At 54.4% G+C, this 16,280-nt stretch carries 16 protein-coding genes; 11 read left to right on the top strand and 5 right to left on the bottom strand.

Annotated elements, in window-relative coordinates:
• The first annotated feature begins 125 nt into the window (after positions 1–125).
• The 3 genes from holC (at position 126) to ACLGE8_RS19775 (ending at position 4,148) form a co-directional block, all read left to right on the top strand.
• The gene (gene holC, locus ACLGE8_RS19785) at positions 126–569 is read left to right on the top strand and encodes a DNA polymerase III subunit chi (protein WP_035892786.1); all 444 of its coding nucleotides are present in this window, start codon (positions 126–128) and stop codon (positions 567–569) included.
• The gene (locus tag ACLGE8_RS19780; protein ID WP_411000645.1) at positions 569–3,424 is read left to right on the top strand and encodes a valine--tRNA ligase; all 2,856 of its coding nucleotides are present in this window, start codon (positions 569–571) and stop codon (positions 3,422–3,424) included. The genes holC and ACLGE8_RS19780 overlap by 1 nt, the downstream gene beginning before the upstream one ends.
• A gap of 220 nt (positions 3,425–3,644) precedes the next feature.
• A complete protein-coding gene (locus tag ACLGE8_RS19775; protein ID WP_411000643.1) occupies positions 3,645–4,148 on the top strand; it encodes a GNAT family N-acetyltransferase in 504 nt (167 codons plus the stop codon).
• A 24-nt stretch (positions 4,149–4,172) separates the two neighbouring features.
• Here ACLGE8_RS19775 and ACLGE8_RS19770 read toward each other — a convergent pair whose 3' ends face one another.
• Positions 4,173–5,003, bottom strand: a complete 831-nt coding sequence (locus ACLGE8_RS19770) for a topoisomerase II (protein ID WP_411000641.1) — start codon at positions 5,001–5,003, stop codon at positions 4,173–4,175.
• A gap of 221 nt (positions 5,004–5,224) precedes the next feature.
• On the opposite strand from ACLGE8_RS19770, the gene ACLGE8_RS19765 reads away from it, so the two are divergent.
• The 3 genes from ACLGE8_RS19765 to ACLGE8_RS19755 all read left to right on the top strand — a co-directional run bounded on the left by ACLGE8_RS19765 (position 5,225) and on the right by ACLGE8_RS19755 (position 8,121).
• Positions 5,225–6,388: a YjgN family protein gene (locus ACLGE8_RS19765; protein WP_411000639.1), complete on the top strand. Its 1,164-nt coding sequence runs from the start codon at positions 5,225–5,227 to the stop codon at positions 6,386–6,388.
• 63 nt (positions 6,389–6,451) lie between these two features.
• Positions 6,452–6,958: a DUF3617 family protein gene (locus ACLGE8_RS19760; RefSeq protein ID WP_411000637.1), complete on the top strand. Its 507-nt coding sequence runs from the start codon at positions 6,452–6,454 to the stop codon at positions 6,956–6,958.
• 140 nt (positions 6,959–7,098) lie between these two features.
• Positions 7,099–8,121 carry an alpha/beta hydrolase fold domain-containing protein gene (locus ACLGE8_RS19755; protein WP_411000635.1) on the top strand — a complete coding sequence of 341 codons (1,023 nt, stop codon included), beginning with the start codon at positions 7,099–7,101 and terminating at the stop codon, positions 8,119–8,121.
• Here the strand turns inward: ACLGE8_RS19755 and miaE are convergent.
• Both miaE and rraB read right to left on the bottom strand, forming a co-directional pair.
• Positions 8,118–8,876 carry a tRNA isopentenyl-2-thiomethyl-A-37 hydroxylase MiaE gene (gene miaE / locus ACLGE8_RS19750; protein WP_411000633.1) on the bottom strand — a complete coding sequence of 253 codons (759 nt, stop codon included), beginning with the start codon at positions 8,874–8,876 and terminating at the stop codon, positions 8,118–8,120. The genes ACLGE8_RS19755 and miaE overlap by 4 nt on opposite strands.
• A 52-nt stretch (positions 8,877–8,928) precedes the next feature.
• Positions 8,929–9,351, bottom strand: a complete 423-nt coding sequence (gene rraB / locus ACLGE8_RS19745; protein WP_035892780.1) for a ribonuclease E inhibitor RraB — start codon at positions 9,349–9,351, stop codon at positions 8,929–8,931.
• A gap of 160 nt (positions 9,352–9,511) precedes the next feature.
• Here rraB and argF point away from each other — a divergent pair, with 160 nt between their 5' ends.
• A complete protein-coding gene (gene argF / locus ACLGE8_RS19740) occupies positions 9,512–10,516 on the top strand; it encodes an ornithine carbamoyltransferase (protein WP_411000631.1) in 1,005 nt (334 codons plus the stop codon).
• A 98-nt stretch (positions 10,517–10,614) separates the two neighbouring features.
• Here argF and ACLGE8_RS19735 read toward each other — a convergent pair whose 3' ends face one another.
• On the bottom strand, positions 10,615–11,067 hold the full coding sequence (locus tag ACLGE8_RS19735; RefSeq protein WP_411000629.1) for a YhcH/YjgK/YiaL family protein: 453 nt from the start codon (positions 11,065–11,067) through the stop codon (positions 10,615–10,617).
• A gap of 262 nt (positions 11,068–11,329) precedes the next feature.
• Here ACLGE8_RS19735 and ACLGE8_RS19730 point away from each other — a divergent pair, with 262 nt between their 5' ends.
• The 4 genes from ACLGE8_RS19730 (at position 11,330) to ridA (ending at position 13,341) form a co-directional block, all read left to right on the top strand.
• Positions 11,330–11,434, top strand: coding sequence for a pyrBI operon leader peptide (locus ACLGE8_RS19730; RefSeq protein WP_072351778.1), 105 nt, complete (start codon positions 11,330–11,332; stop codon positions 11,432–11,434).
• 36 nt (positions 11,435–11,470) lie between these two features.
• Entirely contained in the window at positions 11,471–12,406 is a 936-nt protein-coding gene (gene pyrB, locus ACLGE8_RS19725) for an aspartate carbamoyltransferase (protein ID WP_035892776.1), read from the top strand.
• A gap of 13 nt (positions 12,407–12,419) precedes the next feature.
• A complete protein-coding gene (gene pyrI / locus ACLGE8_RS19720; protein WP_123651198.1) occupies positions 12,420–12,881 on the top strand; it encodes an aspartate carbamoyltransferase regulatory subunit in 462 nt (153 codons plus the stop codon).
• Positions 12,882–12,954: 73 nt separating this feature from the next.
• Positions 12,955–13,341: a 2-iminobutanoate/2-iminopropanoate deaminase gene (gene ridA / locus ACLGE8_RS19715; RefSeq protein ID WP_000047541.1), complete on the top strand. Its 387-nt coding sequence runs from the start codon at positions 12,955–12,957 to the stop codon at positions 13,339–13,341.
• A 127-nt stretch (positions 13,342–13,468) separates the two neighbouring features.
• Here the strand turns inward: ridA and mgtA are convergent, their stop codons facing one another.
• Positions 13,469–16,177: a magnesium-translocating P-type ATPase gene (gene mgtA, locus ACLGE8_RS19710; protein WP_411000626.1), complete on the bottom strand. Its 2,709-nt coding sequence runs from the start codon at positions 16,175–16,177 to the stop codon at positions 13,469–13,471.
• Positions 16,178–16,280 lie beyond the last annotated feature (103 nt).

Genomic DNA, 16,280 nt, shown 5'->3' with positions numbered 1-16,280 from the left:
CGCTGCGCTTATCGGGCCTACAAGACTGTGCGCTGTAGGCCCGATAAGACGCGCCAGCGTCGCCATCAGGCAAAAGGCCGGGTCACCCGGCCTTGTATTTAAATCCATCACAAGAAGCCCCATATATGAAGAATGCGACGTTCTATCTTCTGGACAATGACACCACCGTCGACGACCTCAGCGCCGTCGAGCAACTGGTGTGTGAAATTGCCGCAGAACGTTGGCGCGCGGGCAAGCGCGTGCTGATCGCCTGCGAAGACGAGCAGCAGGCCATTCGCCTGGATGAAGCCCTGTGGAGCCGTCCTCCGGACAGTTTTGTGCCGCATAATCTGGCGGGCGAAGGCCCAAGAGGCGGTGCGCCGGTGGAGATAGCCTGGCCTGCCAAGCGCAACAGCAGCCCACGGGATATACTGATAAGTCTGCGGGTAAACTTTGCAGATTTTGCCACCGCTTTCACAGAAGTGGTAGACTTCGTCCCTTACGAAGAAACTCTGAAACAACTCGCACGCGATCGCTACAAAGCCTACCGCGTGGCTGGTTTTAACCTGAATACGGCAACCTGGAAATAATGGAAAAGACATATAACCCGCAAGATATCGAACAGCCGCTTTACGAGCACTGGGAACAGCAGGGCTATTTCAAGCCTAACGGCGACGAAAGCAAAGAGTCCTTCTGCATCATGATCCCGCCGCCGAACGTCACCGGCAGTTTGCATATGGGTCATGCTTTCCAGCAAACCATCATGGACACCATGATTCGCTACCAGCGCATGCAGGGCAAAAACACCCTGTGGCAGGCCGGTACCGACCACGCGGGTATCGCTACCCAGATGGTGGTTGAGCGTAAGATTGCCGCTGAAGAAGGTAAAACTCGTCACGACTACGGTCGCGATGCCTTCATCGACAAAATCTGGCAGTGGAAAGCGGAATCCGGCGGCACCATTACCCGTCAGATGCGCCGTCTCGGCAACTCTGTTGACTGGGAGCGCGAGCGCTTCACCATGGACGAAGGCCTTTCCAATGCCGTGAAAGAAGTCTTTGTCCGCCTGTACAAAGAAGACCTGATTTACCGTGGCAAACGCCTGGTAAACTGGGACCCGAAACTGCGCACCGCCATCTCTGACCTGGAAGTGGAAAACCGCGAGTCTAAAGGCTCGATGTGGCATATCCGCTATCCGCTGGCCGACGGCGCGAAAACCGCAGACGGTAAAGATTACCTGGTCGTGGCAACTACACGTCCGGAAACCATTCTGGGCGATACCGGCGTAGCCGTGAACCCGGAAGATCCGCGCTATAAAGATCTGATTGGCAAATTCGTTGTTCTGCCGCTGGTTGACCGCCGTATTCCTATCGTGGGCGACGAACACGCCGATATGGAAAAAGGCACCGGCTGCGTGAAGATCACCCCTGCGCACGACTTTAACGACTATGAAGTCGGTCGTCGTCACGCGCTGCCGATGATCAACATTCTGACCTTTGATGGCGACATCCGTGAAACCGCGGAAGTTTATGACACCAAGGGCGAAGAGTCTGACGTTTACTCCAACGCTATCCCGGCTGAATTCCAGAAGCTGGAACGCTTTGCCGCGCGTAAAGCGATCGTGGCTGCCATCGATGCGATGGGCCTGCTGGAAGAGATCAAACCTCACGATCTGACCGTTCCTTACGGCGACCGTGGCGGCGTGGTTATCGAGCCAATGCTGACCGACCAGTGGTACGTCCGTGCTGACGTGCTGGCGAAACCGGCGGTGGAAGCGGTTGAGAACGGCGACATTCAGTTCGTACCGAAGCAGTACGAAAACATGTACTTCTCCTGGATGCGCGATATTCAGGACTGGTGTATCTCCCGTCAGCTGTGGTGGGGTCACCGTATCCCGGCATGGTATGACAACGACGGCAACGTCTACGTTGGCCGCACCGAAGATGAAGTGCGTCAGGAAAACAACCTCGGCGCCGACGTTGCGCTGCGTCAGGACGAAGACGTTCTGGATACCTGGTTCTCCTCCGCGCTGTGGACCTTCTCTACCCTGGGCTGGCCGGAAAACACCGACGCGCTGCGTCAGTTCCACCCAACCAGCGTGATGGTTTCCGGCTTCGACATCATCTTCTTCTGGATTGCCCGCATGATCATGATGACCATGCACTTCATCAAAGATGAAAACGGCAAGCCACAGGTTCCGTTCAAGACCGTCTACATGACCGGTCTGATTCGTGACGACGAAGGCCAGAAGATGTCCAAGTCCAAAGGTAACGTTATCGACCCGCTGGATATGGTCGACGGTATCTCGCTGGCAGACCTGCTTGCTAAGCGTACCGGCAACATGATGCAGCCGCAGCTGGCTGAGAAAATTGCCAAACGTACCGAGAAACAGTTCCCGGACGGCATCGAGCCACACGGCACCGATGCCCTGCGTTTCACCCTGGCAGCGCTGGCCTCTACCGGCCGCGATATCAACTGGGACATGAAGCGTCTGGAAGGTTACCGTAACTTCTGTAACAAGCTGTGGAACGCTAGCCGCTTCGTGCTGATGAACACCGAAGATCAGGATTGCGGCTTCAACGGCGGAGAAATGACCCTTTCTCTGGCAGACCGCTGGATCCTGGCTGAATTCAACCAGACCGTGAAAGCGTACCGCGAGGCGCTGGATAACTTCCGCTTCGACATCGCTGCGGGCATCCTGTACGAGTTCACCTGGAACCAGTTCTGTGACTGGTATCTGGAGCTGACCAAGCCGGTAATGACCGGGGGTTCCGAGTCTGAACTGCGCGGCACTCGCAATACGCTGGTCACCGTGCTGGAAGGTCTGCTGCGCCTGGCGCACCCGATCATTCCATTCATCACCGAGACCATCTGGCAGCGCGTGAAAGTCATTTGCGGCAACACCGCAGATACCATCATGCTGCAGCCGTTCCCGGAATATAACGCTGCACAGGTTGATGAAGCAGCGCTGGCTGATACCGAGTGGCTGAAGCAGGCGATCGTTGCCGTACGTAACATCCGCGCGGAAATGAACATCGCCCCAGGCAAACCGCTGGAGCTGTTGCTGCGTGGTTGCAGCGCCGACGCGATGCGCCGTGTGAACGACAACCGTAGCTTCCTGCTGAACCTGGCCCGTCTGGAAAGCATCACCGTGCTGCCAGCCGATGACAAAGGTCCGGTTTCCGTGACCAAAATCATCGACGGCGCCGAGCTGCTGATCCCGATGGCCGGCCTCATCAATAAAGAAGATGAGCTGGCGCGTCTGGCAAAAGAAGTGGCGAAAATCGAAGGTGAGATTGCCCGTATCGAAGGCAAGCTCTCCAACGAAGGTTTCGTTGCTCGCGCACCGGAAGCGGTGATTGCTAAAGAGCGTGAGAAGCTGGACGGTTACGCGGAAGCGAAAGCGAAGCTGATTGAGCAGCAGGCGGTCATCGCCGCGCTGTAAAAATCGTGCCTGTACGTTTGCCGGATGGCGCTACGCTTATCCGGCCTACGGGCACCGTCAACGTAGGTCGGATAAGCGTAGCGCATCCGACACCACAGACGAATAAAAAGCCTCTGGCGTTCTCGTTCAGAGGCTTTTTATTGAATTATCCTCGCTTGCACTCCCCCTCCCCGCAGTGTTATTAACTGCATATGTTCCACGTTTACGTCATGAGTTCGCTATGAGTGTCATTACCCCTGTCTCCGCGACGCTGCGCCGCCTTAAGGCCGACGACAACGCCGCCATTGCCAACGTTATCCGCGAGGTTTCCGCCGAGCACGGTCTGACCGCCGATAAAGGCTACACGGTGGCCGACCCCAATCTGGATGAGCTGTTCCAGGTTTACAGCCAGCCGGGCGCGGCCTATTGGGTCGTTGAGCAGAATGGTCAGGTGGTGGGCGGTGGCGGCGTGGCGCCGTTAGGCTGCAGCGAGCCGGATATTTGCGAGCTGCAAAAGATGTATTTCCTGCCAAGCGTTCGCGGTCAGGGGCTGGCGAAAAAGCTGGCGCTGATGGCACTTGAGCACGCCCGAGAGCAGGGTTTTAAGCAGTGCTATCTTGAGACCACGGCGTTTCTGACAGAAGCCATCCGCCTCTATGAACACCTGGGGTTCGTCCATATCGCCGAGCCGCTGGGCTGCACCGGACATGTCGATTGTGAAGTGCGAATGCTAAAACCCCTTTAAGCGTACTCAAAGGGGTTATCCGGTTTACTGCATTTCAGGCGAGACCGCGAGGCGAATAACCCCCGCCGCATTGGCTGGCGGTAACGCTACGACCTGACTCCAGAAACTCTGCACCAGATCGCAGGCGATTTTCTCTTTTCCCACGCCTTTGCTGGGGTCAGACATAATCTCTAGATCCTGGCCATAATTCTGCATCAGCGTCGGGCCAAGGCTTTGCATATCGAGCAGCGCCTGATGCTTTTCCTGTGCGGTGACGGTGTGTTTATCAGGGCCATAGGCCGCACGCATCATACGAGCATCGCTCTCCATACGACGTTCGAGGATTTCCCGCGATATCAGGCGTACCGGGTTGATCCCCCCTTTCACCGCCGGGAATAGAAAACGGAAGCACTCATCAGCACCGGCCTTTTCCACTGCGGCCATCTGCTCCAGGTTGATCTTCATATACTCCACCACGTTAGCATCAGGCGCTTGTTGTAGCCTCGCCATCTGCAGCTGTAGCACCTGCGGTTGGATCGCATCGATCACCTGCTGCTCGTTCTTACCCGCCTCTTTCATCTGCACAGCCTGGCTGCGAATATGCTCCCAGAAGGCTGGGTCTTGTTCTTTAATCACCTGGAAAGTCGGCATTTTCAGCATCGCTGACTCAAACTTCTGCTCTTCAGTCATACCGTATTCCGGGCTTTCCCGTGGGATAAGGTAATGCACATCAAACAGGTTCCAGGCGAGGATGGCGACCACAAAGATAACCACCCCCGAGACCTTGCCTACCCAACCCTTTTTGCGAAATACGCTAACAACTGCAGCAATCACCGCCCCGATATAGCCTGCTAATAATACGTGTGCCCAATTCATTACGATCCTTATACTGCATCCCAAAGGCGGCAAAGCCGCAAATCATACATAAATTAAATTTATGCAGTAGATATAATACATTCATTTAATATCACTCTCTTTTTGCCGATGCAAGAGACGGCCGGTATTCTGAAAAAAAACCGTCAGGTTCTTATTCCTCAGCATTTCATGTATAAAGAACGTTCTTTCTATTCATTATCCAATAAGAACAAGGATGTTACATGAACCACTCTCTCGTCGATGAGAATAGGGAAGTACACGCCTTTCATTTTCATGGCAAAGGCTCTTCATTCTTTATGATTTGTTTAGTTAATGTATTACTGTCAATTATAACGTGTGGGATATTTCTTCCCTGGGCATTTGTTCGTAGTCGCCGTTATATTTATGAAAACATGGAACTCAATGGCGCCCGATTTGATTATCATGCTAAGGGCAGTGCGTTATTTTTAAGCTGGCTGATTATCTCCATCATTATCGCTATTCTTTGCTTTATCGAATTCACCATTACCCATTCTGAAGAGATTATATTCGCGCCCTGGGTCATTATGCTGTTCTTCCCATGCATGGCGGTGAAGAGCCTTAACTACCACGCCGCGATGACCTCACTGAACAATGTGCACTTTGGTTTTCACTGTTCAATGCTGCGCGCATGGTGGGTTACTCTGGGGATGCCCATTCTGGCAGTAGTATTGCTGCTGTTCGTGTTTAGCGGATGGAGACTTCTTTTAGGGGAACCATCAAACCTCAATGCGCTGCTAATTCGTGTTGCCTGTGGGCTTATTATTAGCGCCATCGTCTTCGCCATTATCAATGGCATTGTTTATCGCAACTGGATAGAGCTATTTGCCAAAAACACAAACTTTGGCATCCATAAATTTAACTTAACCCTCAACACATCCAAATGCATTATTATCTCACTTATTTCCCTGGCAATTATTGTTCCCTTTCTGCTGGTGATTGTTAAAGTCCTGATGGCATCATTCAATCGCATATTATTAGGCTCACTGGATGGCCTTGGAGGGCTGTTCACATTGACATACCTACTATATATCGTAGGTTTATTAATTTCTTTCGCCTATGCTTTCGCCGCACTACGCAACTATGCGTTCAATAATCTCACTCTCGACAACGACATCCGCTTTCATTCATCCATCACCTTTATCGGCATGGCGATCAATTTACTGCTTCTGACGTTTGGTTCCCTGCTAACGCTGGGTCTGGCCTACCCATGGTTGAAAATACGCTTTGTGCGCTACCAGGCAAACCACACCACCGTCTCCGGGCATCTCGATGCGCTGGAATTAACCAATGACAATCGCCCGCTGGATACCGGTATTTTCGCACGCATTTCCCGTGGTGCCGCACCAACGCTGCCGTTCTTCTAATCATCATTTCGGCCAGAATACCCGACCCTATTTCCCCCACTATAAGACAGCAGGAGTTTACCAATGAAAGGATTTATCGCTACTGCAACTATCGCTTCTTTAGTGCTTGGTATGAATTGCGCCTATGCCCTGGACATGAAACCTGGCGAATGGAAGATGGAAAACACGCACATTCATATTGTTGATGATGTCAGCGGCACAGTGTTAATGGATCAAAAGAACGTCGATACCTCAATGCAGTTGTGCTATACCGAAAAAATGTCTGAAGACGCTAAAAAAATGAAAAAAGGCGATACCACCGGTTCCGGCGGCTGCAACATCACCTTTGTAGAAAACAACGATACCAGGCAAATTAGCGAAACCATCTGCAACCAGGACGGGACGAAAACCAACTCCCTTGTTGAGACAACCAAAGTCAGCGATACGGAGTTCGCTATGAAGATGAAGATGTCGATTGACTCAGCGGAGCGAAAAATGACGACGACGCAGACGATAAAACAAACGTATGTTGGTAAAACCTGTACTGAGTCAACCCGCGCGGAAATGGAAGCCAGAGCGGAAGTGAAATAAATCTTTCATCTAAAAACCTGATGAATTTGATGCAAAAAGTACATTATTCAGCACGAATTCCTGGTAATACACTGCCTGAGCATCACCTTATTGCACACGTTAGCCTGCCGTCTGGCAGGCTTTGCTCAGGATAGAACACCATGAAAAAATTACCTTTTATTCTTACAGGCAGCCTGATGCTTGGCTGCGTTGCCACCACCGTTGCCGCCGCCGATCTGCCAGGGTATACCGATGGCGCGCAGGTCATCCGCGTAGAGAACATCCGTGGTCGTATCGATACCCTCAACGGTATTGTTTACAGCCAGATAAAAAGCGCCGTGACTGTTCGCCAGCTCCATATGTCGCTGCTGGTGCCACGCAATACTGACCTGAAACCAGCCATCATCTACTTCCCCGGCGGTGGGTTCACCAGCGCAGCCTGGGATAAGTTTATCGAGATGCGCATGGCGCTGGCGCAAGCGGGTTTTGTGGTCGCCGCCGCAGAGTATCGCACCGTGCCTGATACCTTCCCGGCACCGGTCGTCGATGGTAAAGCGGCCATTCGCTATCTGCGCGAGCACGCCAAAGAGTATGGTATCGACCCTCAGCGTATCGGCGTACTCGGTGATTCTGCCGGTGGTTATATGGCGCAAATGATGGCGCTGACCAACGGCGATAAAGCTTTCGAGCAGGGCGATTTCCTCAACCAATCCTCTGACGTGCAGGCCGCCGCCACGCTGTACGGAATTTCTAACCTGCTTAATATCGGCGAAGGGTTCCCCGCCGCAATTCAGAAAGTGCATGAATCTCCAGCGGTAACTGAAGCCCTGCTGGTTCACGGCAGTGCCTTCCGCGACTGGCCGGGCGCAGCGATTGGCAGCGATAAGCAAAAAGCGCTGGCCGCCAGCCCAATGGGCCATCTTGGCGGCAAGAAACCGCCGTTCCTGATTATGCACGGCAGCGCCGATACGCTGGTGTCGCCGGTACAGAGCGAGCAGCTTTACAAAGCGCTTAAGGCAGAAGGCAATAAAGCCGATTATGTACTGCTGGAAGGGGCCGAGCACGGTGATGACCACTGGTATCAACAACCGGTCATTGACCGCGTGGTGAGCTGGTTTAAAGCCACCCTCGGCGCACCGGTTAAACAAACCGCTCACGCCGGGGATAAGAACGCCAACCTTTAAACCGGCACACCGCTGTGGAAGCGGAACTCTTCATCCGGAGCGGTGATAAGCGACGCTTCCACTTCACCGAAGAAACGCACCCGTTCGCTGATATCGCCGTCAGCGATTTGCTGCGCCAGCGCCAGGTAATCCTGGTAGTGTCGGGCTTCAGAACGCAACAGCGACAGATAAAACGCCTGTAGGTCGTCATCCAGATACGGTGCCAGCGCGGCAAAGCGTTCGCAGGAACGGGCTTCGATGTAGGCCCCGCAAATCAGCTTATCAATCAGCGTCAGCGGTTCATGCGTGCGTACTGCTTTGAGCATCCCTTTGGCGTAGCGGCTAGCGGTGATTTTCACGTACGGGATATTGCGCTTTAGCATCGCCTCACGCACCTGTGTGAAGTGGTGCAACTCCTCTTTTATCAGCAGCACCATACTGTCGATAAGCTGTCGCCCCCACGGGTCGTCGGTCTGCGGCATCGCGCTTTTACCCATCTGCTTATGCAGCGCGGTAAAGTCCGGCTCAACGCCATCGCGAAAGGTGAAAGCTTCATAGGGCTTCAGCCAGTCTAGCAGCGCCTGCGCGCCCTCTTTATCCGCGACATATTTACGCACCAACAGCATCGCAGTTTGCGCCGCTTTTAGCTCACAGACTAAATGATCGGTCAGCAACAAAGGGAGATTGGCCGGATCGCGGGCTTTATCGAGCCACGCCTGAGGCGTTTTACAGTGCAGGAAGTTGAGAACCGGGGAGAGTATTTGCGGATAATCCATACCGAAATCCTTGCCCTACGGCAGCGGGCGCTGCCGTAGGATATATGATGACTTAGTGACGTACGCCGTCGTCTTCTTCGTCGACGAAATCTTCGTCGTCATCATCGCCTTCTTCGCCGTTCGGGTCTTCGTAGTAAGTTCCCCAACCGTCGTATTCCACTTCAAACTTCTCAGCCAGGTTCATCAGTTGCTCAACCTGCGCGTCGATAAGCTCAGCGTTCAGCGCACTTTCGCTCAGGATATCGCAGCAGATCACGGTGTCGCCTTCTTCCACTTCCAGCTCTTCCGGTTCCGTCACTTCGTAGCCCAGCTTGAACGCTTCTACCGCCGCTTTCTCCAGACTTTCGAAATCGTCTGCGGAAAGGTGATGCTCGATGGTGTACAGCGCATCAGGATCGCTACCGTCTTCCAGCAGTTCTTCAATGATCAGACGGGTCTCTTCGCGCTGTTCTTCCAGATGTTCAGGGTTTGCCATGGCTCGTTCCTCATAATGTGGCTGATACTCTTATTGTCACATACCGTTGCCATTGCCTCCACCTTTCCGATAAAGATTTGTTATTGGGGTTGCAAATGAATACCCATCCATATAAAGTGAATTTTAATTCAATAAGTGGCTTAAGCCAGGTGAGGGAATTATGTCTACTCTGTATAAAAAGAACTTCTTAAAATTACTCGATTTTACCCCTGCAGAAATCACCACTCTGCTGCAGCTCGCAGCAAAACTAAAAGCGGATAAAAAAAGCGGCACGGAGTCGCCGAACCTGACCGGTAAAAACATCGCGCTCATCTTCGAAAAAGACTCAACCCGTACACGATGCTCTTTCGAAGTTGCCGCATACGATCAGGGCGCTCGCGTCACTTATCTTGGATCCAGCGGCAGCCAGATTGGCCACAAAGAATCGATTAAAGACACCGCGCGCGTGCTGGGCCGTATGTACGACGGCATCCAGTACCGTGGCTACGGCCAGGAAGTGGTGGAAACGCTGGCCGAGTACTCCGGCGTGCCGGTGTGGAACGGTTTGACCGATGAATTCCATCCAACTCAGCTGCTGGCGGATCTGCTCACCATGCAGGAACACCTGCCGGGCAAAGCGTTCAACGAAATGACGTTGGTTTATGCCGGCGATGCACGTAACAACATGGGCAACTCGATGCTGGAAGCCGCGGCGTTAACCGGCCTTGATCTGCGTCTTGTCGCACCACAGGAGTGCTGGCCGGATGCGAGCCTGGTGGCGGAGTGCAAGGCGCTGGCGCAGAAGAATGGCGGTAACGTTACCCTGACGGAAGATATTGCCGCAGGCGTGAAGGGCGCGGACTTTATCTATACCGACGTGTGGGTATCGATGGGCGAAGCCAAAGAGAAGTGGGCAGAACGTATTGCACTACTGCGCGGCTATCAGGTGAACAGCGCCATGATGAAGTTGACCGGCAATTCGCAGGTGAAATTCCTGCACTGTCTGCCTGCGTTCCATGACGATCAGACGACCGTGGGTAAGAAGATGGCCGCTGAATACGGCATGCACGGCGGGATGGAAGTGACCGATGAGGTCTTTGAATCTCCGGCCAGCATCGTGTTCGATCAGGCGGAAAACCGGATGCACACCATCAAAGCGGTGATGGTTGCGACGCTGAGCAAATAACGACAACCTGTAACGTTGTGCCTGATGGCGCTTCGCTTATCAGGCCTACGCACCATGTAGGCCGGATAAGGAGAAGCCGCCATCCGGCAATCCGTTCGTTACTCAACCAGCAGCTTAATAACCGCTTTACGCACTTTCGCAGGCAGCCCCACCGCGCACAGCGGTTTGTGGACTTCACCCGGGTAGAAGACCACGAAGTCACCTTCGCTCATTACCACCATCTTTTCCTGCACACCTTCCGGCAGAAACGCGATATCTTTGTCCGCCAGCCAGTCGGTGTCCGGCTCGCCCGCAGGCTGGGTGCTAAACGCCATTCCTTCCTGACCTTTCAGTACCACCTGGATATCCAGATAACGCGCATGATACTCCGCACGACGATCGGCAAACGGCTCGGTCATGTTCTCAGAGATCATATAGAACAGGCGGTTGCCGTCGATGTCATATTTCCCTTCCGGGGTAGCATCGTTGACGTTCGCCATAAGGTGGATGATGGCCTGACGCAGCTCTTCCGGCAGCCAGGATTGAAGGTGATGGATGTTGCCAATAATCATGATGACTCCACGAATAAAACAATGTTTCAATTTTCAGTTGTTATACGTAAATTCGCGATACCATACCAGTACTTTTTATCATGACTCTGCCATCCTGTTGGTTTAGCGCACACTTTTGCTGCTCGCATAAAAATTGAATTTATACGCACTAAAGTTGAATGCTTATCACATGAGAATCGTTTTCGTTGATTAAAATGTGAATCAGGCGCTTGATTGCCAGATAAAGCTGCGTATAATGCCACCCGTTTTGCCGGGAGGAATTATGGTTCAGTGTGTACGACATCGCGTCTTACCGCGTCTGAAAACAGACGCCGGCCTGCCGTTTTTCCTTTCCGTAGCATCCGTATTCGTAAAGCCCCTTATTTAAGGGGCTTTTTTTTTGCGCCGTCGTCAGGAGATAACCATGGCTAATCCGCTGTATCAAAAACACATCATTTCCATAAACGATCTCAGCCGCGAAGACCTTGAACTGGTTTTGGCGACCGCCGCCAGCCTGAAAGCGAACCCACAGCCGGAACTGCTTAAGCACAAGGTTATCGCCAGCTGTTTCTTCGAGGCCTCGACGCGCACCCGCCTCTCTTTTGAAACCTCCATGCACCGACTGGGTGCCAGCGTGGTCGGCTTCTCTGACAGCGCCAACACCTCGCTCGGCAAGAAAGGTGAAACCCTGGCCGACACCATCTCGGTCATCAGCACCTACGTCGACGCCATCGTGATGCGCCACCCGCAAGAAGGCGCGGCGCGTCTAGCGACCGAGTTCTCCGGCAACATTCCGGTACTGAACGCCGGCGACGGTGCGAACCAGCACCCCACCCAGACCCTGCTGGATCTGTTCACCATTCAGGAGACCCAGGGCCGCCTGGAGAACCTGAATATCGCGATGGTCGGCGACCTGAAATACGGACGCACCGTTCACTCGCTGACCCAGGCGCTGGCGAAATTTAACGGCAACCGCTTCTACTTTATCGCTCCGGACGCGCTGGCGATGCCGCAGTACATCCTCGATATGCTGGACGAGAAAGGGATTGTCTGGAGCCTGCATAGCGCTATCGACGAAGTGATGGCGGAGGTCGATATCCTCTACATGACCCGCGTGCAGAAAGAGCGCCTCGACCCGTCCGAATACGCCAACGTCAAAGCGCAGTTTGTCCTGCGCGCGGCGGATCTGGTCGGCGCACGCGATAACATGAAGGTGCTGCACCCGCTGCCGCGCATTGATGAGATCACCACCGATGTCGATAAAACGCCACACGCCTGGTACTTCCAGCAGGCCGGCAACGGCATCTTCGCCCGCCAGGCGTTACTGGCACTGGTACTGAATAGTGAACTGGCTCTGTAAGGGGAAAATGACGATGACACACGACAACAAATTACAAGTAGAAGCCATCAAACGCGGCACCGTAATCGACCATATCCCGGCGCAGGTGGGCTTTAAGCTGCTGACCCTGTTCAAGCTGACCGAAACCGACCAGCGCATCACCATTGGCCTGAACCTGCCGTCCGGCGAGATGGGGCGTAAAGACCTGATTAAAATCGAAAACACCTTCCTGACCGACGAGCAGGTCAACCAGCTGTCGCTGTACGCGCCAGAGGCAACCGTTAACCGCATCGATAACTATGAAGTGGTGGGCAAATCTCGCCCGAGCCTGCCAGAGCGCATCGAGAGCGTGCTGGTGTGCCCGAACAGCAACTGTATCAGCCACGCCGAACCGGTTTCCTCTAGCTTTGCAGTGAAAAAACGCGCCGATGACGTTGCGCTCAAATGCAAATACTGTGAAAAAGAGTTTTCTCATTATGTGGTGCTGGCCAACTAATTGCGGTTGGTATTGAAATCTGGCCTCTCTATAATGGCTAACACCTTAATACTGCAGTTCATCTGGAGATACCATGAGCAAAACTATTGCGACGGAAAATGCACCAGCAGCTATCGGCCCATACGTTCAGGGCGTTGACCTGGGCAGTATGATCATCACTTCCGGTCAGATCCCGGTAGACCCGAAAACCGGCAGCGTGCCGGAAGACGTATCTGCTCAGGCGCGTCAGTCGCTGGAAAACGTGAAAGCTATCGTTGAAGCCGCTGGCCTGAAAGTGGGCGATATCGTGAAAACTACCGTATTCGTTAAAGATCTCAACGATTTCGCGACCGTTAACGCCACTTACGAAGCGTTCTTCACCGAGCACAATGCCACCTTCCCAGCGCGTTCCTGCGTTGAAGTGGCCCGTCTGCCGAAAGACGTGAAGATTGAAATCGAAGCGATTGCCGTACGTCGCTGATTGCACGCAGTATGAAGAAAAGGCAGCCGATGGCTGCCTTTTTTGTTTCTGTGCGGTGGGTTTCCAGGCGGCGCTTCGCTTGGCCGGGCTACAGGAAGCACAAGCGCCGCCGGGGAGCCATCACCGCTTACTGCCAGCCATAACGGCGAGTGAAGAACCCTTTCACCATCTGCGTGAAGGTCATATACCCCACCAGAATCGCCACCAGCCATGGGAAGTAGCTCAGCGGCAGCGCTTCCAGTTGCAGATAGCTTGCCAGCGGTGAGAACGGCAGCGCGATACCAATCGCCATCACCAGCAGCGTCATGGCGAACAGCGGCCACGCGGCGCGGCTCTGCACAAACGGAATGCGGCGGGTACGAATCATATGCACAATCAGCGTCTGCGACAGCAGCCCTTCAATAAACCAGCCGGACTGGAACAAGGTCTGCATTTCTGGCGTGTTGGCTTTAAACACCCACCACATCAGGCAGAAGGTCAGAATATCGAAGATGGAGCTGATCGGCCCGAAGAACACCATAAAGCGGCCCAGATCGGCCGGGTTCCAGCGCTGCGGTTTGCGGATCTGTTCGTCATCGACGTTATCGAACGGCAGCGCCACCTGGGATACATCGTACAGCAGGTTCTGAATCAGTAAGTGTAACGGCAGCATTGGCAGGAACGGCAGGAAGGCGCTGGCCACCAGCACGCTGAAGACGTTACCGAAGTTGGAGCTGGCGGTCATCTTGATGTACTTCAGCATGTTCGAGAAGGTGCGACGACCTTCGATCACCCCCTCTTCCAGCACCATCAGGCTCTTTTCCAGCAGGATGATATCAGCCGCTTCACGGGCAATATCCACCGCACCGTCCACGGAAATACCGATATCCGCCGCGCGCAGCGCCGGTGCATCGTTGATGCCGTCGCCCATAAAGCCCACCACGTGTCCTTCGCGTTTCAGCAGGGTCACGATGCGCTCTTTATGCATCGGCGTCAGGCGAGCAAACAGCGTGGTGCGCTGAGCAAGCTTCGCCAGCTCGTCATCGCTCAGGTGCTCAATCTCACTGCCGACGATCACGTCACCCGCGTCCAGCCCCACTTCGTGGCACACTTTCGCCGCCACCAGTTCGCTGTCACCGGTGAGAATTTTCACGGTGATGCCGCTCGCTTTCAGCGCTTTCAGCGCCGGCGCAGTGGTCTCTTTCGGCGGATCGAGGAAGGCGATATATCCTTCGAGGATCAGATCGGACTCATCAATGCGCTGGTAGTCGCCTTCGCGCGCTGGCAGGAATTTGCTCGCCACCGCCACCACGCGCAGCCCCTGACGGTTCAGGGTATCGGTCACGCGTTTGATGCGGCGCAGCATGGTCTCATCCAGCGGCACAATTTCACCGTTGTGGTAGACCTGAGTACAGACGTTGAGGATCTCCTGCAACGCGCCTTTGCAAATCAGCTTGTGTACATCCGGCTTTTCGCTCACCACCACCGACATGCGGCGGCGTTCGAAATCAAACGGGATCTCATCCACTTTCTGCCAGGCGGTAGACAGCTCGCGGGCCGCTACTTCATCTACCCCTTCCAATACCGCGGTATCCAGCAGGTTTTTCAGCCCGGTCTGGTAGTGGCTATTCAGCCACGCGGTCAACAGCACGCGCTCGCTCACCTTGCCGGAAACATCGGTGTGATTCTCCAGCACGATTTTATCCTGGGTCAGCGTACCGGTTTTGTCGGTGCAGAGGATGTCCATCGCGCCAAAGTTCTGAATTGCGTCGAGGTGTTTAACGATAACCTTCTGTTTTGACAGCTTCACGGCCCCACGTGCCAGCGTCGAGGTGACGATCATCGGCAGCATTTCCGGGGTCAGGCCCACCGCGACGGAGAGGGCAAACAGCGCCGCTTCCCACCAGTCGCCTTTGGTATAGCCGTTGATAACCAACACGATAGGCGCCATCACCAGCATAAAGCGGATCAGCAGCATGCTGACGCGGCTGATGCCTTTCTGGAACGCGTTCGGCTCACTTTCCTGCTCGCTTACGCGGCCGGCCAGTTGCCCAAACCAGGTGTTGGCCCCGGTAGCAATCACCATCGCCTGCGCGGTGCCGCTCACCACGTTAGTGCCCATAAAGCACAGAGTGTCGCATTCGAGCGGGTTGGTTTGATCCGGCTCGCGGGTATGCGCCACCTTCTCAACCGGCAAGGATTCTCCGGTCAGCGATGCCTGCGCCACAAACAGATCGCGCGCCTGAATCACGCGCAGGTCGGCCGGGATCATATCCCCCGCCGCCAGTTTGATGATGTCGCCCGGCACCAGCTGGTCGATAGGCAGTTCCACCCAGCTGCTCTCGCCCTTGTCATTGATGACGCGCAGCACCGTCGCGGTGTTGCTGACCATCGCTTTCAGGGTGTCCGCCGCCTTGGTCGAACGGGCTTCCTGGACAAAGTTCAGCAGTGTGGAAATGCCCACCATCAGTACGATGACGACCGCCGCGAACAAGTCTTCGGTGGCGTAAGAGACGGCGGCCAGCACGGTCAGCAGGATGTTGAACGGGTTACGGTAGCAAAGCCACAGATGCACCCACCATGGCTGCGGCTGCTGCGCTGGCAGCTTGTTTTCGCCGTGCGTGACACGTGCCTGTTCGACTTCCGCGGCGTTCAGCCCTTCCGGATGGGTGTTGAAAGTTTCCCACAGCGCCTGTTCGCTGAGATGCGCCATTTTCAGGCACTGTTCGCTGAGCGATGGCGGAATAGGTGTGTGAGCAACGCTCTGCTGAGAAGGCATCGGGTCGCGCTGGACCAGACGGCGCGGCAAATGGCGGCCAAGCTGCGCGAACAGCTGCCGGGTTAAATTTTTCAGCATACAAAATCCTCCGCAGTCGCCAGAGGCAACCGCAGATAAGCCTACGGACACAATCAAACTGCACCGTTAGGGCACTCTATTTTTATGCAGGGACATTTAAGAA

Origin of the sequence: Kluyvera sp. 142486 (genome assembly GCF_046569695.1) — a bacterium.
Taxonomy (GTDB): domain Bacteria; phylum Pseudomonadota; class Gammaproteobacteria; order Enterobacterales; family Enterobacteriaceae; genus Kluyvera.
This window is presented reverse-complemented; position numbering and strand designations above follow the sequence as displayed.